Raw genomic sequence first — 22,938 nt, 5'->3', positions numbered from 1 at the left:
GCCGTAGCAATCAGCCCACATTCTGGATTTCGAGGTCACTATGAAAAACGCGTCACCCTGGCGGATAGGGTTTGATATTGGCGGCACTTTCACCGATCTGGTGCTGTTGAATGATATCTCTGGCGAGGCGATTCGGCATAAAACCCTGACCACGCCGGAGGATCCTTCGGAAGGGGCGTACACCGGCTTAACCCAGCTGGTGGAGCTGGCCGGGCTCAAAGCCAGCGACATTCACACCATCACGCACGGCACCACGCTGGCCATCAACGCGCTGCTGGAGCGTCGTGGCGCGAAAACCGCCTTCGTGGTGACGCGCGGTTTCCGTGACGTTCTGGTGCTGGGACGTGAATACCGTTATGACATCTACGATCTGAATGGCGCACCGGCGCAGCCGCTGCTGCCGCGTTCACAGTCGTATGAGATCAGCGAACGCGTCACGGCGCGCGGCGAAGTGATTACGCCGCTCGATGAAGCCGAAGTGGTGCGGCTGGCCGCTGAGCTGCGCGATAAAGGCTATGAGGCCGTTGCCGTGCTGTGCATGCATGCTTATGCGTGGCCGGAACATGAAAACCGCATCGAGGCGATTTTCAGCCGCGAGCTGCCGGGCGTGTCGATTTCGGTGTCGCACAAAGTGTCGCGTGAAATTCGTGAATACGATCGCGGCGTGTTAACCGCCATGAATGCCTTTGTGCAGCCGAAAGCGCGCCGCTATATGGCGCGGCTGGAGCACAAACTGCGCGAGGGCGGCTTCACCTGCGACTGGCTGGTGATGGGATCGAACGGTGGCCTGATGGCACCGCAGGTGGCGGCCGATTATCCCACGCGCATCATTGAATCCGGCCCGGCAGGCGGCATCGTCGCCACCGCCGCCTTCGCGCGAAAAAACGCCGAGCGTCAGGTGCTGGCATTTGATATGGGCGGCACCACCGCCAAGGCGTGCGTGGTGCGCGATGGCGAACCCTCTATCACTATCGATTACGAAGTGGGGCGCGCGGATCGTCTGCTGAAAGGCAGCGGTTTGCCGGTTAAGTTGCCGGTGGTGGACATGATTGAGATTGGCGCGGGCGGCGGCAGTATTGCGCGCGTCGATTCCCTTGGCCTGCTGGAAATTGGCCCGGAAAGTGCCAGCGCCTGGCCGGGACCGGCCTGCTACGCGCGCGGCGGCGAACAGCCGACGGTTACTGACGCCAATCTGGTGCTGGGATTGCTCGATCCCGACGCTTTTCTCGGTGGCCGCATGCCGCTCGACGTTGAAGCCGCGCGTCAGGCGATTCGCCGCGTCGCTGAGCCGCTGGGGCTAAGCATCGAAGACGCAGCATGGGGCATTCACGAAGTTGCCAACAGCAAAATGTCCGAGGCGCTGCGCACCCATTCGGTGGAGAAAAACGTCAGCCCGTCGCAAATGACCATGCTGGCGTTTGGCGGTGCGGGCCCAAGTCACGCCTGGTCGCTGGCGAAACAGCTCAGCGTTAAGCGCGTCTACTTCCCGAACGGAGCGGGCGTTTACTCCGCCTTCGGCCTGCTGACCGCGCCGCCCAGCGCTGACTTTGTACGCAGCGACCGCTGCTGCCTGCAGCCCGGCATTGATGTGAAACGCATCGCGGCGCTGTTCGCGGAAGGCTTTGACGAAGCGATCACCACGCTGGCGGCGGCGAACGCCGATCCCAACAGCGCGATTCAGCAGAAGCTTGCGGGTGTGCGCTATGTCGGCCAGGGTTCGGAGTTGACCGTCACGCTGCCGGAAAGCTTCCTTGCGCAGGGCGATATTCAGGCCTTGATCGACAGCTTTGAAGCCGCCCATCTGGCGCGCTTTGGTCGCACCTTGCCGGGACAGGGCGTGGAAGTGGTGAACTGGCGCGGCCGCGTGCAAACCACGCCGCCCACGCTGAATACCACCGATCAGCTCAGCCATCCTGAACCCGACGCGTGCGAGAAGCGTTTGCAGGTCTATCTGGGCCGTGAGCAGGGCTTCAGCGCCTGCCGCGTGATCCCACGCAGCTTACTGATCACCGGCGAAGCGATTAACGGCCCGGCGCTGCTGCAGGAAAAAGAGTGCGCGATTTATGTGGGTCCCGGCGCATCTGCGCAGCTGGACGCGCAAGGCAATATTTTGATGGAGCTGAACTGATGAGTGCGACAACCCCCGAACATCTGCGTTTTCTCGACGATCCCATTAGCCTGCGCATCACCTGGGATCGCCTGGTCAGCATCTCGGAAGAGGCGGCGGCCACGCTGGTTAACATGGCGTTCTCCAGCATTATCCGCGAAGTGGGCGATTACTCGTGCCTGCTGATGGACGCCAGCGGCAGCTCGCTGGCACAACCAAAAACCAGCGTGCCGGTGTTTATCGGCACGCTGCCCGCTACGGTGCGCCATCTGCTGGCGAAATTCCCGGCGGACACGCTGCAACCCGGCGATGCGCTGATCACCAACGATCCCTGGCTCGGCACCGGCCACCTCAATGACGTGACGGTGGTGACGCCGGTGTTCCGCGCCGGCAAGCTGGTGGCCTTTACCGGCGCGGCGGCGCACATGTCCGATATTGGCGGCTCGCTGAATATGGGCTCATCGCGCGACATGTTTGAAGAGGGATTCCTGATTCCGCCGAGCAAACTGATGATCGCCGGCGAGGTGAATCAGCAGTTGCTGGACCTGTTCCTTGCCAACGTGCGCTCGCCGGATCAGGTCGAGGGCGATCTGCACGCCATGCTGGCGGCCAATCAGATTGGCGCTAACGGCCTGCTCGGTTTGATGGAGGATTTGCAGCTGGAATCGGTGACGCCGCTGGCGGAGAAGATTCACTCGCTGACTGAAATCGCCATGCGCAAAGCGATTGAGGCGGTGCCGGATGGTCGCTATGAAGCGGCGGTGGATATTGGCGATTACGAAGGGGATATCCATCTCAACGTGGCGGTGATTGTCGCTGGCAGCAACATCACCATCGACTATGCCGGTTCCTCGGCGGAGTCGCTGTTTGGCAGTAACTGCCCAATGTCATTCACCTATGCCTACAGCGTCTATCCGCTGAAATGTCTGCTTGAACCGCATCTGCCGAACAACGAAGGCTGTTTCAAATCCATCACCGTCACCGCGCCGGAAGGTTCGATTGCCAATGCGCGTCCGCCTTGTGCGGTGGAGATGCGTAACCGCGTCGGACACATGGCGCACGCGGCTATTTTCAGCGCGCTGGCCGACATCATGCCGGATCGTGTGATGGGCCATTCGGGCAGCGCGCCGGTCACCTGTGACGTGTTCGCCGGACAGTTTGATGACGGACGCCGCTTTGTCGAAAGCCTGTGCGTGAATGGCGGCACCGGCGCGCGTCCCGCCGCAGACGGTATTGTGACCGGCTTTCCTGGCAATATGTCCTCCACGCCGGTTGAGCTGATTGAATCCGCCACACCGCTGCTGTTCCTGCAGAAATCCATCGTGCCCGATTCGGGCGGTGCCGGGCGCTATCGCGGCGGCGTGGCGCAGCGCATGGTGATTCGCAACACCAGCAAATATCCGCTGTCGCACAGCATGTTCTATTCGCGGCAAAAACACGCGGCAGAAGGCGTGTTAGGCGCGGCGGCGGGTGCGCCTAACTTCGTGGCAATTAACGGCGCATCGCTGGCGAAACCGGTTGGACGCCATGATGTGTTACCCGGCGACGAAGTCACCATTCAAATGCCGGGCGGCGGCGGCAAGATGCTGGTGGCGGAGCGCGATCTCAACGCCATCCTGTGGGATGTGCAGGAAGGTTACATCACTGAAGCGGGCGCGTTGCGTGATTACGGCGTGAACCTGCATGACCTTAAAAGAGGCTAAAACATGGACAGACTAACGGGAAAAGTGGTGCTGATTACCGGCGCGGGCAGCGGAATTGGTAAAGCGGCGGCGGCCGGTTTTGCCGCACGCGGTGCGCATGTGATTTTGGTTGGACGTCGTCAGGCGGTGCTGGATGAGGTAGCGGCAAGCCTGCTCGCGCAGGGCGGTAAAGTCTCAGCGTATGCGGCGGACATCGCGCAAAAAACCGAGGTTGAGGCGCTGGTAGCGTGGGCGATAGCCGAACTGGGCCACGTCGATATTCTGGTCAACAACGCCGGCAGCGCCAGTAAGACGCTCAATGCGCGCTGGATTGCCGAAGATGAGTGGGATCAGGTGCAGGACGTCAACATGAAAGCGGTATTCCTGCTGACGCAGGCGCTGCTGCCAGACATGCTGGCACGCAAAAACGGCACCATCATCACCGTTTCCTCACTGGCGGCGCTGCGGCCAAACCTGCTGGGTGGCGCGGCCTACGGCGCAGCGAAAGCGGCGGTGCGCAACTTTATGACCTATCTGCACAACACCTTCCGCAACGACGGCATCCGCTCAACCTGCATTTTACCGGGTGAAGTGAACACGCCGATCATGGATAACCGCGCCAATCCACCGGATCAGTCGATTCGTGATGGCATGGTGCAGCCGGAAGATGTGGCCGAAGCCATTCTGCTGTGCGCCAGCTTACCGGCGCGCACCGTGGTGGAAGAACTGATTGTCGCGCCGACGGTTCTGCGCGATCTCTCTGGCGATCTGGAGATCAGCCGCTGGAAAAATGCCCCGGCAGCGTGCCAGGCCGAACGTGAAAAATCTTAATAGGAATTCTTATGTCGAGCCAAAATTTTAAAGCCGCCGAGGCGGTATTACGTGTAGAGCGCAGCTCGCTGCGCGTGCAGCAACCGGCGTCGAGCGGCGATATGGTTTCTCTGGCGATGGGCGAACCGGATTTCGACACGCCGCCGCGCATCGTGCAGGCGGCGGTGGACGCGCTGCAAGCCGGTTACACCCATTACGCGCCGCTGCTGGGTGACAAAGCGTTGTGCAGCGCGCTGGCGGACGACGTGTCCGCGCAGAGCGGCAATGCGGTGAAAGCCGGTGAAATTCTGGTCACACATGGCGGCACCGCCGGTCTGGCGGCGGCGATTCTCTCCATCGTCAATCCGGGCGATCGCGTCGTTATCCCCGATCCGACCTATTCGCTGTATGCGGATTTAGTCAATATGGCCGGCGGCATTTGCGTGCCGATGCCGTGCCGGGCAGATTTGCATTGGGATCTGGATCGGCTGGACAGCGCGCTCGACGGCGCCAAACTGTTTGTGTTCTGCAATCCCGGCAATCCCACCGGCATTGTGCACAGCCGCGCAGAAATTGAAGCGCTCGGCCAACTGGTGAATCAGCACGATACGCTGGTGATCGCCGATGAAGCTTATAGCGATCTGGTGTTTACCGATCGTCCCTTTACCTCGGTGCTGCACATTCCCGCTTTTGCCGGACGCACGCTGTTCTGTCAGACTTTCTCCAAAAGTTACGCCATGACCGGCTGGCGCGTGGGTTATCTGGCGGGACCAGCGGAGATGATCGCCGCCGCCGCGCGCGTACACAATACGGTGAACGGATCGGTGAACAGCGCGGTGCAGCGTGCGGCGCTGGTCGCGCTGACGCAGTGTAAAGATGACGTAAAACGTATGTATGATGTCTACCGCCAGCGTCGCGTGCTGATGATGGAAGGGTTATCCGCCATTCCCGAGCTGAAACTGAATCAACCCGAAGGCGCGTTTTACTGCTTCCCGGCCTATTCGTTGCCGATTCCGGCGATTGATATGGTGTCGCTACTGCGCGAGCAGGGCATCGCGGTGCGGCCTGGCAGTGAATTTGGCGCGGCGGGCGAAGGGCATTTGCGCCTCTCTTACGCTGCCAGCAGTGAAGCCATTACTGAAGGTGTGCGCCGTTTGAAGCGCGGCCTGGCCAGTTTCAAGTAACATCAGCACGTTTAAGGAAGCACACCCACAATGACGGGAAAACCGATGCGCAGTGATACCGAAAGAAACCGCAAGAACCTGATTCAGGCAGCTGCCCGCTTGTTCGAGCGCTCCGAAACCCCGATAAGCATGACGGAAATTGCCGCGGAAGCGGGCGTCTCCGTGGCCACCGCCTATCGTCAGTTTACGTCGGTAGAAGAGGTGCTGAATGCGTATCGTCAGGACGTGGGGCAACTGCTGCTGGATTACAGTCTCGAGCAACGCTGCAGCGGCTTACTGAAGCTGGAGAAAGTCAGCCGTTACTGGATCAAACTGGTGCGCGAGCGCGGCGCGGCGATGGTGCCAATGCGTAACCGTCGCGGCTATCTGGAACGTTTATGGGAAGGCGCGGAGTACCTGTTAGTGCAGGCCGACGCGCTGCGCCCGGCGTTACGTGAAGCGATGGAGGAGATGGCGCTACCGGACATCGGCGATAAGGCGGTGTTCTTGTGGAATATCCTGTTCGATCCGCGCGAAATCTTTGATCTGCTCGACACGGTAGGACTGACGGAAAAACAGGTCGGCACGCAGCTGATGTCGGTTCTGGTCGGCGGTTTACGCGGCTTCGCCACCGCGAATGAATTCACCGCCGAAGCCAGCCGCAGTAAATAGTCTGTGTGCCAGGTCGCCATAAATGGCGACCCTACAAAGGATTGGCGCGTTTTTCGTAGGGTGCGCATTCATGCGCACCTTCATACATATGCAAACTAATGCTTAACTGAGCGGCATTACGCCATAAATGGCGACCCTACAAAATCCGCTATTTACGGCATTGACTGGCATTACAGCTTCGCGGTTAACGCACGCAGCGGCGTGCGCAGCACCTCATGTAGCGCGCGGATCGCTGGAGAGAACTGTTTGCGATGCGGGCAGATAAGGTGCAGCGGCGTGCTTTCGCCCGGCATCTCTGGCATTACGCGCTCCAGCCTGCCGGCCAGCACATCGTCACACACATCAATCCACGATTTATAGGCGATGCCCATGCCGGCGATGGCCCAGCGGCGCGCCACTTCGGCGTCATCACACAGCATGCGGCTTTTCACCGTGATCTGGCGGCGCATGCCATCCTGCGGAAAGGTCCATTTGTCGTAAACATGGCCGCCCATAATAAACAGCAGGCCATGATGCTGCTGGGCGATCTCCTCCAGCTTTTGCGGGCGACCGTGACGATCAAGGTAATCCGGCGATGCCACCATCACGCGGCGATTGTCCTCCGCCAGCGGCAACGCCACGTAGCTGCTGTCTTCCAGCTTGCCGTAACGAATGGCGATATCCACCGGATCGCGGAATACATCGCTGATCTGATCGGAAAAGGAGAGCCGCACCGCCAGCGCCGGATGCGCGCGGCAAAAGTCGGTGATCAGCGGCAGCAAGATATTGCGACCAATATCCGACGGCAGCGCGATTTTTAGCTCGCCGCTCAGCGCATCTTCATCGCTCTGCAAGCTGTCGGCACCGGCATGCATCAGCGTCAGCATCTCCTGCGCATAGGGCAGATACTTTTCTCCTTCGGCGGTTAAGCGCAGGCTGCGGGTGGAACGAGCAAACAAGCGGCGATCCAATTCCCGCTCCAGCCGCTGAATCGCCGCGCTGACCTGTCCAGGCAGCAAATTCACCTCGCGCGCCGCGCGTGAAAAGCTGCCGAGTGCGGCGGAACGCACAAACAGGGTGACATCTTCCAGTCGGATCATCTTCTTATTCATCGTGGTAGTCGGCAGGGATTTTCACTCTAAGAGTGAAAGTGTTCACCTGCAACTGGCATTTTTCATTGCGCTGCGGACCGCTATGCTGAGTTCACTTCACCAAACCTGCTGATGAATAAGGATCTGCCTGATGAAAGCCATTGTTTATAGCCAAAACGGTTTACCGATTTCCGATGAAAATGCGTTGTATGAGCTGGAGGTTGATAAGCCAACGCCGGGCGCGCGCGATCTGCTGGTAAAAATCCACGCCATTGCGGTGAATCCGGTGGACACCAAAGTGCGCGCCGGTGCGCCAACCGATAAGCCGCGCATTCTGGGTTGGGATGCGGTGGGCGTGGTGGAAGCGGTGGGCGCAGACGTCACGCTGTTCCAGCCGGGCGACGAGGTGTTTTACGCCGGTGATATTACGCGCGCCGGCAGCTATGCCGAATATGGGCTGGTGGATGAACGCATCGCCGGGCACAAACCGCGTTCGCTGAACGACGCCGATGCCGCCGCGCTGCCGCTGACCTCGCTGACCGCGTGGGAACTGCTGTTTGATCGTCTTGAGGTACAAGCCGATGACAACGCCGCGCTGCTGATTATTGGCGCAGGCGGCGGCGTCGGTTCCATGCTGACGCAGCTCGCCAGCAAGCTAACCAAGCTGACGGTGATCGGCACCGCATCGCGCCCGGAAACGGCGGATTGGGTGCGTTCGCTGGGCGCGCATCATGTGATTGATCATTCTCAACCGTTGGGTGAACAGCTGGCGGCGATTGGGCATAAAGAGGTGCGCTATGTCGCCTCATTGACGCATACCGACAGCTATTACGATCAGCTGATTGATGCGCTCGCGCCGCAGGGCAAGCTGGCGTTGATCGACGATCCCGAGACGCTGGATGCGGTGCCGCTGAAGCGCAAAGCGATTTCACTGCACTGGGAATTGATGTTCACCCGTTCGCTGTTCCATACCGCCGATATGCAGCGCCAGCATGAGATCCTGCAGCGCGTGAGCCAGTTGATTGATGACCAAACGCTGCAAACCACCGCCGGCGAACATCACGGCGTCATCAATGCTGCCAATTTGCGCAAAGCGCATGCGCTGATAGAGAGCGGTCGCGCACGCGGTAAGATTGTGTTGAGCGGGTTTTAACCAAATTAGCGCAATAAATGATGCAAACCACGCGCAATAAATTGCGCCGCTACGGATATCCGCACGCTTCTGTAGCGGCGCGATTTATCGCGCTAAAACGAATAAGGAATATGCCATGACACTCAATGATGCCGTCGCCCGTCGTCACACCGTCAAAGCGTTTGAAGGCGGTAAAAGTCTGCCGCAGGATGAAATCGAAACCCTGCTGAACGTGCTGCGCAACAGTCCGTCATCGGTGAACTCCCAGCCGTGGCATTTTGTGGTGGCGTCTACCGCCGCCGGTCGCGAGCAGATGGCAAAATCCACCGAAGGCGCGTTCGTCTACAACAACCCGAAAGTGCTGAACGCGTCGCACGTTATCGCGCTGTGTATGCGTACCGATCTCGACGAAGCGCACTTACAGAACGTGCTGGCGCAGGAAGAGGAAGATGGTCGTTTCGCCAAACCAGAAGGCAAAGCGGGGCAGGATAAAAGCCGTCGCAGCTACGTGGATATGCATCGTTACGAGCAGCGCGATGTGCCGCAGTGGATGGAAAAACAGGTTTACCTGGCGCTGGGTGGATTGCTGCTAGGCGCGGCGATGTTAGGCATTGACGCCACGCCGATGGAAGGTTTTGACCCGCGCGCGCTGGATCAGGCGCTGGGCCTGCGCGAGAAGGGCTTTACCAGCGTGGTGCTGGTGTCGCTGGGTTATCGCAGCGACGCGGATTTCAACGCCGGACTGCCGAAATCACGTTTGCCGCGTGACGAGATTTTTACCTTTATTTAAATATTTCGCGCAATAAATTGCGCCGCTACGGATGCGCGCACGTTTCTGTAGCGGCGCGATTTATCGCGCAAGATCAATACGGAAACCGCAAGGTAAAACGGTTAACGCCGTGCTCGCTGTGCACCTCACAACTTCCCTGATGCAGCCGCATAATGCTGCGCACAATCGACAATCCTAAACCGCTGCTGCCCTGATGACGTGACGCATCGGCGCGCCAGAAGCGATCAAAGATCCGTGCCTGCTGTTCGGCACTTAGCGCCGGACCCTGATTCTCCACCATCAAAGTGCTGCCCTGATTGAAAATGCGTACGGTGGAATCTCGATCGCCGTAGCGCAAAGCGTTCGCCATCAGATTGGCCAGTGCGCGTTGCAGCAGTTGCGGATCGGCGCGCAGTTCGCCGTGCAGCGCCATCTCCAGCCGCATCGACTGCTCTTCCGCCATGCCGTCAAAGTAGTCCTGCAACTTTTCGCCGAGTAGCGCCAGATCGATGTCCTGCAAATCCATTACCTGGCTGGCATCTTCCGCTTTGGCAAGAAACAGCATGTTGTCGATCATCTTCGCCAGCCGTTCCAGCTCCTCGTAATTGGAGCCGAGCAGCGCCTGATAATCGCCAACGCTGCGTGTCTGACTCAGCGCCACTTCGGTTTGGCCGATCAACGTACTAATCGGCGTGCGCAGATCGTGCGCCATATCGGCAGAAACCTGGCTCAACTGCTGATAACCCCGTTCAAGGCGACTCAGCATCTGATTAAACGCCGCCACCAGCGGCTGCAATTCCGCCGCTGCCTGTTCAGGCATGCGCTGCGACAAATGGCGCACGTCAATTGCATCCGCCTGCGCCGCCAAACGACGCAGCGGGGTTAAAGCGCGCCGCACCAGCCAGATGCTGATTGCCGCCACCAGCAAAGCCGCCAGCGCGGTGGCGAGGATGATTTGATCGCGATAACTGTTGAGCGTTTGCGTGCGGTCGCTCATCAGGCGGCCGGTGATGATCTCAATCTGACCGTTGCCATCGCGTGTTGGTGCCAGCGCCGCAGCGGAGATAAACGGCGTGCCGTCATCGCTCAGCAGATGATGCACCGACGAAAGCGCAAGCGGTTGATCGGCGGCAACCGGCGTAATCGCAGGAATCGGGCGCTGGCCGGGATTGACCACAATCAGCGGCGGCTGGCCGGGGAAACGCAGCACCAGCAGCGACTCGGTGTTGCCGAGCATGTTGGCAAACAAGCGTGGCTTTTGTTGAATCAGCGTGATGGCGTCTTCATCGCGCAGCAGCGTGCGAATCTGATCGATACGCGTTAGCAGCGCCGCATCATCACGCACGCCAATTTGCGTGGCTAACGAGTGATAAAGTGTGAATCCGCTGAGGGAAAAAATCACGATGACGGCGAGGCCCAACCACAGTGAAAGGCGCGCGGCGAAGGAATGGGTTTTCATGATTCGGCTTCGCAGCGATAGCCCACGCCGTGCACGGTATGTATTAGCGGCTGGGCAAACGGGCCATCAATTTTCTGCCGCAGGCGTTTCACTGCCACATCCACCACGTTGGTGTCGCTGTCGAAATTCATATCCCACACGCGCGAGGCAATCACGGTGCGCGTCAGCACTTCGCCGGGATGCAGCAGGAATAAGTGCAGCAGGTTGAACTCTTTGTTGGTGAGATCAATGCGCTGACCGCCGCGCTCAACGCGACGTTTCAGGATATCCAGTTGCAGATCGGCCAGATGGAGAAGATCCGGCAACTTCTGCTGACCGCCGCGCCGCAGTTGGGTGCGCACCCGCGCCAGCAGTTCCGCGAACGAAAAGGGCTTGACCAGATAATCATCAGCGCCCAACTCCAGCCCTTTGATGCGATCCTCCAGCGTGCCTTTGGCGGTGAGGAAAATCACCGGCGTGTGGATCTGCTTATCCAGCGCCGCCATCACTTGCCAGCCGTCCATGCCGGGCATCATTACGTCGAGCAGAATCAAATCGTAATGATGCTCCTGCGCATAGAACAAGCCATCCTGACCGTTTTCCGCCACATCAACGATAAATCCCGCTTCGGTCAATCCTTTGCGCATGTAATCGCGCGCTTTGGCTTCATCTTCAATCACCAAAATTTTCATGCGCTTCTCCGCGGGATGGGGTTTCAGGGCTGTGCGTGTAACGCGGCTTGCTCGATCAACTTCGCGACGTCATCAGGATGCGATTGGTACACCGAATGGCTGGCGCCGGCAATCTCCACCGTGTGACTGTGCGCGCGTTTGGCGTACATGCGCTCCAAATCGGGACTGATGATTTTGTCAGCTTTCGCCACCATGTACCAGCTAGGCTTGGTCTTCCACGCCGGGTCAGGAATGTTGGCGGTGAACACGGCTGAGTTTGTAGGCATCTGCGCGTGCGCTTCAAAATCGGCCTGCGCCGCGGGTAAATCGGCAGCGAAATCGCTGTGATAATTTTCCGGCGCGATGGTCAGATAACCGTCGCTGGATTTAGCAAACGAATGCGCGCTGTTGGGGAATTTCTTGCCGTTGCTGGCTTCGGTTTCGCCGTTATCCAGCGCATGCGCCGCGATGTAAACCAGCCCAGCGACTTTGCTGTCGTTACCGGCTTCACTGATGATCGCGCCGCCGTAGCTGTGACCAACCAGAATCACCGGCCCATTTTGCTGATCGATAATGCGGCGCGTCGCCGTCACATCTTCCGGGAAGCCGGTGAGCGGCTCCTGAACCAGCGTCACTTTATAGCCGTCACGCGTCAAACGGTCATAAACCGGACGCCAGCCCGCACCGCCGACGAACGCGCCGTGCACCAGCACAATATTCTTAACCGGCTGCGCCTGAACCTGCGCCGCGCCGCCTGCGATAGCCAGCAACATGCCCGCTGCAAGGGTGAGTTTGTTCAATTTCATCGTAATGCTCCTGATTGCAAGGTAGGCCATCAGGATATGCAATCGGCTCTGACATCAGCGTGAGCGAGTTATGACAAAAGAATGACATCAGCCGAAACAGGCCTGTCGCTCCACCGCAACAGCGCAAAAATTTCGTGAACATCCTCTCAATTTGAATAGTTCCAGAGCGGCACTGCTTGCCAAAATCCGCTGTGCGTGTAATTTATTCTATAACTTCACAAATAATCGTGAAGAAGGAAAGTACATTACAACTTGTCACGAAGGATCCTTCCTCATGTCCGAATTAAAGTTTGCTACACGTTTGAACTCTTTCGCCTCCGGGGCGCATCTTTACTGGCCAGATCTGCAGGGAAAACCTTCTGTTTTACAGATGATTGCGCGTGCGGGAAAAGTGGCCGGATTAACGCATCTTGACCTCAATTATCCGCAGCACATCACCACCGACATCACAACCATGCGTCAGGCGATTGAAGATGCCGGTTTAGCAGTTAACGGCATGCAGATGCGTTGGGACGCGCCGCAGTTCAAAATCGGCGCTTTTACCAATCCAGATCCAAAGATTCGTCGCGAAGCGATTGAACTGACAAAACGCGGGATTGATGCCGGTCGCGAGTTTGGCTCCAGCCTGATGACCTTGTGGATGGGGCAGGACGGCTTCGATTACTGCTTCCAGGCCGACTATAAAAAGATGTGGGAAGACGCGGTGAGCGCGGTGCGCGAAGTGGCTGAATATGCGCCAGATATCGACGTCAGCATCGAGTACAAACCGAACGAACCGCGTGCTTACAGCATCTTCCCGAATGCCACCACCTGTTTGCTGGCGGTGGAAGAGGCCGGTTGCGCCAACCTCGGTATCACGCTGGACTTCGCGCACGTGCTGTTTGCCAACGAAATTCCGGCCTTCGCGGCGGCGATGGTGGCACGCCGTTCGCGTCTGCTGGGGCTGGATCTCAATGATGGCTGGGGCAAACGCGACGACGGTTTGATGGCTGGCTCAGTGAATCCGCGTGCCACGCTGGAATTCCTCTGGCAGATGCAACGCGATGGTTACCAGGGCGCGTACTACTTCGATACCTTCCCGGATGCCAGCGGTCTCGATCCGATCCGCGAAGCGGAAATCAATATCGCGACTGTGACCCGCCTGCTGAAATTGTGCGAGAAACTCAATAATAATCCGGCACTGGAAGAGGCGATCAGTCGTCAGGATGCGGTGGCATCGCAGCAAATCGTGAATGACATCATGCTTGCCCGTTAAACAAACCACCAACACCAACGGTCCGCTACAACTATAAAAAGGCTATCACCATGAAAAAGCTCTTACTCTCTGCCCTTACCTCCGCGTTGCTGTGCTCCAGCGTCTATGCGGCCACGTTGCCACCGCTGAAATCGGATTCCGAGCCCGATCGCACTGACTGGACGCAGCTGGAAAGCAAATACGGCGCGATGCCAAAAGTCGATGCCAAACTGAAAATTGGTGGCGTGTCGAAAACGCTGACCAATGAATACTGGCGTTCGCTGGGCGAAGGCTATCAAAACATCGCGAAAAAATATGGCTTCACCGTGGCGTATCAGGCGGCGGCGAATGAGGACGATCAGCTCGGTCAGTTGTCGATTGCTGAAACGCTGATCGCGCAGGGCTTTAACGGCTTGCTGGTCTCGCCGCAAACCGATATCAACCTCGAACCCGCGCTAGAAAGTGCCAGCAGTAAAGGCATTCCGGTAGTGAACGTTAACGATGCCGTGGTGCCTAGCGCGCAGTATTACGTGGGCAACGTGCAGAAAGATAACGGCGTACGCGTGGCGAAATGGTTTATTCAGCACCATCCGCAAGGCGGCAAAGTGGCGGTGATTGAAGGCCAGCCGGGCGTGTATGCTGCCGGCCAGCGCACCGCCGGATTCAAAGAAACCCTGCAAGCCAACGGCAAATTCAACATCGTGGCAAGCGTGCCGGCTAACTGGAGCCGCGAGCAGGCGTTCAACGCCGCCTCGACCATTCTTCAGCAGCATCCGGATCTGATCGGTTTCTACGCCAACAACGACACCATGGCGCTGGGCGTGGTGGAAGCGGTGAGTTCACAGAATAAGGCCAAACAAACCGCGGTATTTGGCACCGACGGCATTTCAGATGCGTATGCCTCAATCAAGCGCGGTGAATTGACCGGTACGGTGGACAGCTTCCCGGTGCTGACTGGCGAAGTGGCGACAGAAGTGATCCTGCGTTTGATCGCTGGTCAGAAACTGTCGCGCGTGGTGACCACGCCGCAGGCGCTGATTACCAAAGACAACGCTGAGGCGTTCTCGACCAAAGACAACAACAAACTGCGTCAGTTGCTGGCACAGCAGTAAAACAGGCGGAGAGCGTATGGAACAGTATCGCTTAATGATGCGCGGCATCACAAAAACCTACGGCAGCGCTGCGGCGCTGCAAGAGGTGGATTTTATGGTGCGGCCAGGTGAAGTACACGCGCTGATCGGGGAGAACGGGGCGGGCAAATCGACGCTGCTGAACATTCTTTCCGGTGTGCGTCCAGCCGACAGCGGCGAGATCCACGTCAACGGACAACAGGTGCAGATGAAGAATCCGTTGAGCGCACGCCATGCTGGCATCGCGATGATTCATCAGGAGTTACAGCATGTTCCAGAGCTCTCCGTAGCCCAGAATATGTTTCTGGGTCGTCCACTCACCACCCTGAATGGTTTATTTGTGGACAAGCGTGCGCAGTTAGCGCGGGCGGTGCACATTCTTAAGCAGCTCGATCCCAGTATCAATCCGGCTGAGCCGATTAAGAACCTCAAGGTGTCACAGCAGCAGATCGTCGAGATTGCGCGTGCGCTGCTGGATGAAGCCAAGATCATCGCTATGGATGAGCCAACGTCGAGCCTGACGCCGCGTGAATTTGAGCGCCTGGCCGAGCTGATCGCGGATTTGAAATCCACCGGTGTGTCGTTGATTTACGTGTCGCACAAGATGAACGAGATTTTCCAGGTGTGCGATCGCGCCACCATCATGCGCGATGGCCGCCAGGTCGGCGTGGTGAACATTTGCGACGAAACCGAAGAGAGCATCGTCGCCAAAATGGTCGGGCGCAAAATCGAGAAGCTGGAACATCACTCGTGGGCCACCGATCGTCAGGTGCTGCAGGTGGAAAATGTGGCGCGCGGCAACGAAATTAAACCGGCCAGTTTCACTGTCTGCGCCGGGGAAGTGCTTGGCATTGCCGGTTTGGTTGGCGCCGGTCGTACCGAACTGCTGAAGCTGATTGCCGGTATCGATAAGCGCAGCGCCGGGGAAGTGCGCGTCAACGGCAAAGCGGTGCGCAATCATAACGTCAGTGCCGCCATTCGCGCGGGCATCGGTTTGGTGCCGGAAGATCGTAAGAAAGAGGGCATCATCAAGGCGCGCGCAGTGAAAATGAACATGGCGTTGCCCTCGATGCGTAACTTCACGCTGGGTGGCGTGATTCGTAAAACCAAACTTAATCAGGTGGCGCAAGAGGTGATGTCGGATCTCAAACTGCGTCCGCTGAATATTGAAAAACCGATCGGCACGCTAAGCGGCGGTAATCAGCAGAAGGTGATTATCGGACGTTGGGTGGCGGCGGATGCAGAAGTATTTTTGTTTGATGAACCAACCCGGGGAATTGATATCGGTGCCAAATCAGAAATTTATAATCTGATTGAGAAACTGGCACAGCAAGGTAAAGCCATTGTGGTGGTCTCTTCGGAAATGACGGAGATATTAAGGGTGTCCGATCGCGTATTAGTCATGCGTGAAGGCAAAATTACCCGCGAGCTGCAGGGCGCAGAAATTACCGAAGAGAACATCGCTTATTACGCCATAAGTGCAATTAAAGAAGCCGTTTAACGCTTATTCTATCAAGGCTAAATTATGATGACGCAAAGTACCACTCAGTCCACGACTGCGCCGTCGGCGCTGCTCAAATTTAATCTGCGCGACGCGGGCACGTTAATCGGTCTGATTATTATCGTCGTAACTTTTTCATTCCTATCGCCGGTGTTTTTTACCGTGCCAAACTTGCTGAATATTTTGCAGCAGTCTTCGATCAACGCCTTAATTGCGTTGGGCATGACGCTGGTGATTATTTCAGGCGGCATCGACCTTTCAGTGGGTCCGACGGCGGCGCTGTCAGCGGTATTAGGCGCCACCATGATGGTAGCAGGCGTGCCGGTACCGGTGGCCATTATGGCAACATTAGGTATTGGCGCACTGTGTGGCGTATTTAGCGGCTCATTAATTGCCTACGCTGGATTACAGCCGTTTATTGTTACGCTCGGCGGATTATCGTTATTCCGCGCCATCGCGCTGATTTATACCGGCGGAAATCCGGTGTTTGGGATTCCTATGGAATTTCGCAGCATCATTAACAGTGCGGTATTTGGCGTGCCGACGCCGATTGTGATTGTGGCGGTTATTGCTCTGGTATTATGGGTCGTCATGAATAAAACCCCGCTGGGCGAATATATTCTGGCCGTCGGCGGTAACGAAGAGGCGGCGCGCGTGGCCGGTGTACCGGTAAAACGCACTAAAGTGACGGTGTATATTATTTCCGGAACGCTGGCGTCACTGGCTTCGTTAATTCTGATTGGTCGCTTAGGGGCCGCGGAACCTACCATCGGCAATTTGTGGGAACTGGATGCCATTGCCGCCGCAGCGATTGGTGGCGCATCACTGATGGGCGGTAAAGGCAGCATCGTGGGAACCCTGATTGGGGCGATTATTCTCGGCGCACTGCGTAATGGCTTGACTCTGCTAAATATTCAGGCTTTTTATCAATTGCTTGCTACAGGCCTAATCATTATCATAGCGATGTTGATTGACCGGGCGACAAGAGGCAGGTAATGAAGCAAGATCCGCGAGCCATTGGCGCTCAAATTCGCATGCGCTTACCGCAACTGACGCCGCTAGAAAGACGCGTAGCAGAAGCGATTATCGCCAGAACCGACATTAATGAACAAACATCACTGCAAGAGATCGCTGAGGAAAATGGTGTCTCTCAGGCGATGATTGTGAAAATTACCAAGAAGCTTAACTTTACCGGCTTTCGTAATTTTCGTACCGGACTGATTTATTATAATCAGTCGGAAGTGGCCGGTTTGCATGCGGAAATTGAGCCGGATGATTCGTCGGAACAATTGCTGGCGAAAGTTTTCAGAACCTCGATTCAGGCGATAGAAGAAACCTTATCGATTCTGGATATTTCGCAATTTAACCGCGCGGCAGATATTTTATTTAAAGCACGTCATATTGATCTTTACGCGGTAGGTGGCTCCGCCACGGTAGCACGCGATTTATCGCATAAGCTGCTAAAGATTGGTATTAAATCGACGGCCTATGATGATGCCCATATTATGCTGATGTCGGCAGCGGTATTGTCTGATAATGATGTTGTGATCGCCATCAGTCATTCCGGTGCCACGCGCGCGGTAAACGATCCTATAAAGCTGGCGGCACGTAACGGCGCAAAAATAATTGCCATTACGAATTATGCCGAGTCGCCTATTGCGCGCATTGCGCATGTGGTTCTTACATCAACTTCTCAGGGATCGCATCTGCTTGGCGAAAATGCCGCGTCGCGTATCGCGCAGTTAAATATTCTCGATGCGTTATTTGTGGCGATCGCCAAAAAAGATCTTAAGCTGGCAGAAACTAATCTGATGAAAACCCAGCGTGCGGTTCAGGACCTGCGAGACTTTTAGCCATGAACAAAATTATTGTTGCCGGCAGTTTGCACTACGACATTATGCTGGCGGCTCATCATCGCCCGGAAAAAGGCGAAACGGTGATGGGGAGCGGCTGCAGTTATAAATTTGGCGGTAAAGGCGGCAATCAGGCCGTTGCCGCAGCGCGAGCCGGCGCACCAGTAAGTTTTATCGGCGCGGTGGGCGATGATGCGCAGGGCACTTTCTTACTCGATGCGCTGCGTGACGCGGGCGTTGATACGCAGGCGGTGACGATTTTAACCGGCGTGCCGTCTGGTATGAGCGTGGCGATCAGCGATGCAGAAGGGGATTACGGCGCGGTGGTGGTGTCGAATGCCAATCTGCATATTGACGCTGCGGCAACAAACGATGCGCTGTGGCGCGATGCGGGATTGCTGGTGCTGCAAAATGAAGTGCCGCCGGGCGTCAATCTGCAACTGGCGCAGCAGGCCAAACAGCGCGGCATTGCGGTGTGTATCAATGCCGCACCGGCGCGCCATATCGAACCGGAACTGGCCGCTTGCGTGCAACTGCTGATCGTCAACGCCGTTGAAGCGCGCGATATGTGTCAGATTGCGGTCACCGATCTGGCTTCGGCTTGCGAAGCAGCGCAGGTGCTGGCGCAGCGTTTCCCGCAGGTGATTGTCACCGCAGGCGAGCACGGACTGGCATTCTGTGAAACGGGCGGCACGGCAAGTTACATCGCCGCCATTCCAGTGAAACTGGTGAGTACGCACGGTGCCGGTGATTGTTTCGTCGGTGTGCTGAGCCAGTCGCTGCTGGCGGGCCTCAGTTTGGTGGATGCGGCTGAGAAAGCCAATCATGCTGCCGCCGAGCATGTATCACGTCCGTTATCGGCTTAACCGCTATCTCCGGCATTAAGTTTCTCTTACTGCCGGAGATAAAATCGCTTAACTCCTTCTGTTTAATAAGAATATCCTCTGCACTAAATCCACTTTTTTAGTGGTGGCAATGTGTCCACCATGTTATTAACTCTGCATGTCGTTGTGAATTTATCTGCCTGCCGGAGTTAATAATGAAGAAAAGTTTGTCCTTCGCGTTACTGCTTTCACTCACCGCGTTCAGCCATGCGGCGCTTGCCCAGCAAACCTTGCGTTTCGGCGTCGATCCGACGTTTCCGCCGTTTGAATCCAAAGCCAGTGACGGTTCGCTGCAAGGCTTTGATATCGATCTCGGCAACGCGATTTGCGCCCAGGCCAAAGTGAAGTGCCAATGGGTGCAGATCGGTTTTGATGGCAGCATTCCGGCGCTGCAGGCGAGAAAATTTGATGCGATTCTTTCGGCGATGTCGATGACGGAGAAACGCCGCGAGCAGGTGGCCTTCAGCGACATGCTTTATGTCACTCCGAGCGCGTTGCTCACACCGGCAAAAAGCCCACTGTCGGGCGACATTGCTGCGCTGCGCGGCAAAAGAATCGGCGTCGCGCAGGGCACCATTCAGGAAACCTACGCGAAAGCGCAGTGGGCAACCAAGGGAGTGAGTGTGGTTTCTTACCCCAATCAAATGGAGATCTATCCGGATTTAGTGGCGGGACGGCTCGACGCCAGCCTGGCGAATGCGGTTTCGGCAGAACAAGGTTTTCTTAACACGCCAGCCGGCAAAGACTATGTCATTAGCGCCACGCTGGTGGATAAAGAGGTGTTAGGCAATGGCGTTGGCATTGGATTGCGTAAAGATGATGCGGCCAATCTGAAGTTGATCAACACCGCGCTGGCCGAACTGCACAGCAACGGCACTTACGATCAGCTGGCGAAGAAGTACTTCAAATTTAAGGTCTATCCGTAAAAGTCATATGCACGTAGGGTCGCCATTTATGGCGTAATGCTCGTCAGTTAAGAGATAAAAACACAAATTACTGCGCGCACAAATCGTAGCGGCGCAATTCATTGCGCGATAAATCACGCCGCTACGAAATGTGCCGTGATGTGATGCGGTGCTTAACTGATCGGCATTACGCCATTTATGGCGACCTTGCCCATCAACCGTCCCCACACTTACTCAAAAATCATGACAAACTTACCTCACTACCCAACTCAACGCGCCCGCTTTCTCGCCGCCGTTAAACGGCAAAACGGCGCATTAACTTCCTACGCGCATCCGTTACCCGGCCCGCAGGGCGAGGAGCTTTTTACCGATGTGGCGGTAATCGGCGATGCCAACGCATCACGGCTGATGCTGGTGATCTCCGGCACGCACGGCGTGGAAGGCTATTACGGCTCCGATTGCCAGATCGCCTGGCTGGACACCTTCAATCTCACGGCGCTGCCCGCGGATACCGCCATCGTGATGCTGCATCTGCTTAATCCGTGGGGCGCGGCGCATTTACGCCGCGTCAATGAAGACAACATCGACCTCAATCGTAACTTCATCGATTTTTCCCAGCCCGCGCCCGCCAATCCTGCTTACGCCGCGTGGCATGGCATTTATCACGGCGACCGCGCCAGCGCCGATAAGCTGTTAGTTGACGCGCTGAACAGCGCCGGTTGGCCGGCGATAAAACGCGTGGTGGAAGCGGGGCAATATGGCGCGGCGGACGGTTTCTTCTTCGGCGGCCAACAGCCAAGCTGGTCGTATCGCACGCTGCAAACCATCATCGACAATCACTTGTCGCAGGCCAAAACCATCATCAGCTTCGATCTGCATACCGGCGCGGGCGCGTGGGGACATCCGATGCTGCTGTCGATTGCCGAGCAGCGTTTTGCCGCGCATGACTGGGGCAAGGAGATTTATGCAGAATGGTTAACGCTGCTGTTCACCGGCGCGGGACGCGACAGCGAAACCGGCGTAACCGCGACGGCCACCGGCTATGTGTCGCAATTCCTGCTGACATCGCTATCAAACACACAGATTTTGCCGCTGGTGGTGGAGTGCGGCACCTATCCCGGCGAGGAGATGCATCGCCGCGTGCGCGACGATCACTGGCTGCATCTGCAAGGCGATCCAGCCAGTGAAAGCGGGCAGGCGATAAAGCAGGAACTGGTGGAAGGATTCTGGCCCGCCGACGCTGACTGGCGCGCGCTGGTGGCTTTTCGCACCCAGCAGATTTTTGTGCGCGGCTGGCGGGCGTTGATCGATTTATAAGCGTCCGTAAAAGGTCATGCGCGCGGTTTCGGACAGCGCAATGCCCGGCTCGGTGTTATACGCCAGCACCGCCAGCATGCGGGTGATTTCGCCTTCAGTTGGCGTAACGCGATGCAGCGAATTGCGGCCACGGAACAGCACCAAATCCCCGGCATCAATCGCCAGCGCTTCCACCGGCTGGCGCTGATCCAGCACCGCCGCTACGCCGTCGAAATTCATCTCGCCGGCATCTGCATCGCGCAGATCCTTCACATACTGGAACACGGCACCGGCGCGCGGTTTTTGCACCAGCAGCGTGATGGCGAACGACGAGTTATCAAAGTGCCAGCCAAGTTCCTGACCGTCGGGCGCGTAGTGCAGATTGATCGACGAGAGCGGATCGGCATACGGATAGAGCGCCTCTTCACCCAACACATCGCACAGGAAGCTTTTAAACAGTTCATCGTTGTAGAGCTGACGCAGCGGCGAATCGGCGGCAATCACATCATCGGTGATGCAGCCTTTGGTGCTGATGACATCGCGATTACGCGGATGATCGGCGCTTAAAGCCTCATCTTTTTTCATCAGATACACGTTGTGCTTGCTGGCGGTGTGATACGCCAGATGGCGCTGCGCATCACCTTCGGCAATGATGGCCTGCAGCGCAGCAGGTTGCAGGAACTGACGCAAAACCAATGCGCCGTGCTGATTAAGTTGCTCACGGCAGGTGCGACGCCAGTCGGCGTCGGCCAGCGGATGCAGATCGAAACGAATCAAGGCAGACATAGTTTTACTTCTCATGTGTTACAGGTGTGTAAAGACTGTAACTCGCTGATATGTTAATACGTAACGATAAAAATTTAACACCTTGCTAAGGAAACCTTAATGCCCGCGCCATCACCGCGTTTGCCGAAAATAAGCGTCATCCAATCGTTCAAAGTGGCGGCGGAACTGGGCAGTCTGGCGAAAGCGGCTGCGCAGCTGGCGTTAACGCCCGCCGCTGTGAGCCAGCAAATTCGCCAGCTGGAAGAGCAGTTGGGCAGCACGCTGTTTGTGCGCACGCAAAGCGGCGTGATGCTGACGGAGATGGGCAAAGAGTATCTGCGTTATGTCACCGAGGCGTTCGACATTCTGCACCTCGGCCAGCAAAACCTGCGCCATGCGGCGTCGGTGCCGCGATTAACCCTCTATTCGCTGCCAGCACTGGCCTCAAAATGGCTGCTGCCGAATATTGCGCAGTGGCGAGCGCATTGTCCGGAGATCGATTTATCGTTGCACGGCACCCATACGCAGGTGGATTTCAACGCCACGCCTGCCGATTTTGTTATCTGCTTCGGCGAAGATCGCTATCCTCAGCTGGATAAGCAGTTGCTGTTTCTCGATGAGGTGCTGCCGGTGGCGAGCCCGGCGCAGCTGCAACGTTTTGCCGGTCAGGATGTGTTGCAGCATGCGCCGCTGATTCACCTCGACTGGGGCAACGAAGGGCGTTTCTTACCTGACTGGCGCAGCTGGTTTCAGGCGAAGGGCATTGACGATGCGCCGCCGCAGCCGTCGTTCAGCTTCAATCTCACCTCGCTGGCGATTGATGCCGCCGTGGCAGGCGCGGGCTTGCTGCTCGGTCAGCGGCGATTAATTGCCAACGAACTGGCGCGCGGCGATCTGGTGGTTGTCGATCCGCTTAGCTTGCCGCTCAGCAAACCTTATTTCCTCGCCTGGCCGCAGCGTTCGCTCAGCCAGCCAGGCAGCGCTGCGCTAATCCACTGGCTGTCGCAGCTGGCGGGTTTACGCACCAACTCGTAGGGCTGATGAATCCCC

General features: G+C 57.2%; 21 protein-coding genes. 16 read left to right on the top strand and 5 right to left on the bottom strand.

Annotated elements, in window-relative coordinates:
* Window positions 1-40 precede the first annotated feature (40 nt).
* Genes HX773_RS22755 through HX773_RS22735 form a run of 5 tightly spaced genes read left to right on the top strand, consistent with a single transcriptional unit; the run spans window position 41 to window position 6,434 of the window.
* Entirely contained in the window at window positions 41-2,128 is a 2,088-nt protein-coding gene (locus tag HX773_RS22755) for a hydantoinase/oxoprolinase family protein (protein WP_176973431.1), read from the top strand.
* Window positions 2,128-3,810, top strand: coding sequence for a hydantoinase B/oxoprolinase family protein (locus HX773_RS22750; RefSeq protein WP_176973430.1), 1,683 nt, complete (start codon window positions 2,128-2,130; stop codon window positions 3,808-3,810). Before HX773_RS22755 ends, HX773_RS22750 begins: the two co-directional genes overlap by 1 nt.
* Window positions 3,811-3,813: 3 nt before the next feature.
* Window positions 3,814-4,620, top strand: a complete 807-nt coding sequence (locus HX773_RS22745) for an SDR family oxidoreductase (protein ID WP_176973429.1) — start codon at window positions 3,814-3,816, stop codon at window positions 4,618-4,620.
* Between the two features lie 11 nt (window positions 4,621-4,631).
* Window positions 4,632-5,783, top strand: a complete 1,152-nt coding sequence (locus HX773_RS22740) for a pyridoxal phosphate-dependent aminotransferase (protein WP_176973428.1) — start codon at window positions 4,632-4,634, stop codon at window positions 5,781-5,783.
* 30 nt (window positions 5,784-5,813) lie between these two features.
* A complete protein-coding gene (locus HX773_RS22735; protein ID WP_176973427.1) occupies window positions 5,814-6,434 on the top strand; it encodes a TetR/AcrR family transcriptional regulator in 621 nt (206 codons plus the stop codon).
* Window positions 6,435-6,604: 170 nt separating this feature from the next.
* Here the strand turns inward: HX773_RS22735 and HX773_RS22730 are convergent, their stop codons facing one another.
* Window positions 6,605-7,513: a LysR family transcriptional regulator gene (locus HX773_RS22730; RefSeq protein ID WP_176973426.1), complete on the bottom strand. Its 909-nt coding sequence runs from the start codon at window positions 7,511-7,513 to the stop codon at window positions 6,605-6,607.
* A gap of 142 nt (window positions 7,514-7,655) precedes the next feature.
* On the opposite strand from HX773_RS22730, the gene HX773_RS22725 reads away from it, so the two are divergent.
* Both HX773_RS22725 and nfsB read left to right on the top strand, forming a co-directional pair.
* Window positions 7,656-8,657, top strand: a complete 1,002-nt coding sequence (locus tag HX773_RS22725) for a zinc-binding alcohol dehydrogenase family protein (protein ID WP_176973425.1) — start codon at window positions 7,656-7,658, stop codon at window positions 8,655-8,657.
* 115 nt (window positions 8,658-8,772) lie between these two features.
* Entirely contained in the window at window positions 8,773-9,426 is a 654-nt protein-coding gene (gene nfsB / locus HX773_RS22720; protein WP_176973424.1) for an oxygen-insensitive NAD(P)H nitroreductase, read from the top strand.
* Window positions 9,427-9,499: 73 nt separating this feature from the next.
* Here the strand turns inward: nfsB and HX773_RS22715 are convergent, their stop codons facing one another.
* Genes HX773_RS22715 through HX773_RS22705 form a run of 3 tightly spaced genes read right to left on the bottom strand, consistent with a single transcriptional unit; the run spans window position 9,500 to window position 12,320 of the window.
* The gene (locus tag HX773_RS22715; protein WP_176973423.1) at window positions 9,500-10,864 is read right to left on the bottom strand and encodes a heavy metal sensor histidine kinase; all 1,365 of its coding nucleotides are present in this window, start codon (window positions 10,862-10,864) and stop codon (window positions 9,500-9,502) included.
* Window positions 10,861-11,535: a heavy metal response regulator transcription factor gene (locus HX773_RS22710; RefSeq protein WP_176973422.1), complete on the bottom strand. Its 675-nt coding sequence runs from the start codon at window positions 11,533-11,535 to the stop codon at window positions 10,861-10,863. The genes HX773_RS22715 and HX773_RS22710 overlap by 4 nt, the downstream gene beginning before the upstream one ends.
* 23 nt (window positions 11,536-11,558) lie before the next feature.
* On the bottom strand, window positions 11,559-12,320 hold the full coding sequence (locus HX773_RS22705) for an alpha/beta hydrolase (protein WP_176973421.1): 762 nt from the start codon (window positions 12,318-12,320) through the stop codon (window positions 11,559-11,561).
* 274 nt (window positions 12,321-12,594) lie between these two features.
* On the opposite strand from HX773_RS22705, the gene HX773_RS22700 reads away from it, so the two are divergent.
* The 8 genes from HX773_RS22700 to HX773_RS22665 all read left to right on the top strand — a co-directional run bounded on the left by HX773_RS22700 (window position 12,595) and on the right by HX773_RS22665 (window position 21,144).
* Entirely contained in the window at window positions 12,595-13,575 is a 981-nt protein-coding gene (locus tag HX773_RS22700) for a TIM barrel protein (protein WP_176973420.1), read from the top strand.
* 50 nt (window positions 13,576-13,625) lie between these two features.
* A complete protein-coding gene (locus HX773_RS22695; RefSeq protein WP_176973419.1) occupies window positions 13,626-14,666 on the top strand; it encodes a substrate-binding domain-containing protein in 1,041 nt (346 codons plus the stop codon).
* A gap of 16 nt (window positions 14,667-14,682) precedes the next feature.
* Window positions 14,683-16,185: a sugar ABC transporter ATP-binding protein gene (locus tag HX773_RS22690; protein ID WP_176973418.1), complete on the top strand. Its 1,503-nt coding sequence runs from the start codon at window positions 14,683-14,685 to the stop codon at window positions 16,183-16,185.
* Between the two features lie 24 nt (window positions 16,186-16,209).
* Window positions 16,210-17,181, top strand: a complete 972-nt coding sequence (locus tag HX773_RS22685) for an ABC transporter permease (protein ID WP_176973417.1) — start codon at window positions 16,210-16,212, stop codon at window positions 17,179-17,181.
* Entirely contained in the window at window positions 17,181-18,038 is an 858-nt protein-coding gene (locus HX773_RS22680) for a MurR/RpiR family transcriptional regulator (protein ID WP_176973416.1), read from the top strand. Before HX773_RS22685 ends, HX773_RS22680 begins: the two co-directional genes overlap by 1 nt.
* Before the next feature lie 2 nt (window positions 18,039-18,040).
* Window positions 18,041-18,904 carry a PfkB family carbohydrate kinase gene (locus HX773_RS22675; protein WP_176973415.1) on the top strand — a complete coding sequence of 288 codons (864 nt, stop codon included), beginning with the start codon at window positions 18,041-18,043 and terminating at the stop codon, window positions 18,902-18,904.
* Window positions 18,905-19,077: 173 nt separating this feature from the next.
* Window positions 19,078-19,848, top strand: a complete 771-nt coding sequence (locus HX773_RS22670; protein ID WP_176973414.1) for a transporter substrate-binding domain-containing protein — start codon at window positions 19,078-19,080, stop codon at window positions 19,846-19,848.
* Between the two features lie 222 nt (window positions 19,849-20,070).
* The gene (locus HX773_RS22665) at window positions 20,071-21,144 is read left to right on the top strand and encodes a DUF2817 domain-containing protein (RefSeq protein ID WP_176973413.1); all 1,074 of its coding nucleotides are present in this window, start codon (window positions 20,071-20,073) and stop codon (window positions 21,142-21,144) included.
* Here the strand turns inward: HX773_RS22665 and HX773_RS22660 are convergent.
* Window positions 21,139-21,909, bottom strand: coding sequence for a 2OG-Fe(II) oxygenase (locus HX773_RS22660; protein ID WP_176973412.1), 771 nt, complete (start codon window positions 21,907-21,909; stop codon window positions 21,139-21,141). The two genes, HX773_RS22665 and HX773_RS22660, sit on opposite strands and share 6 nt — an antisense overlap.
* 99 nt (window positions 21,910-22,008) lie before the next feature.
* Between HX773_RS22660 and HX773_RS22655 the strand changes: the two genes are divergently transcribed.
* Window positions 22,009-22,923, top strand: coding sequence for a LysR substrate-binding domain-containing protein (locus tag HX773_RS22655; RefSeq protein ID WP_176973411.1), 915 nt, complete (start codon window positions 22,009-22,011; stop codon window positions 22,921-22,923).
* Window positions 22,924-22,938 lie beyond the last annotated feature (15 nt).

Origin of the sequence: Pantoea sp. B9002, assembly GCF_013385945.1 — a bacterium.
GTDB lineage: Bacteria > Pseudomonadota > Gammaproteobacteria > Enterobacterales > Enterobacteriaceae > Pantoea.
This window is presented reverse-complemented; position numbering and strand designations above follow the sequence as displayed.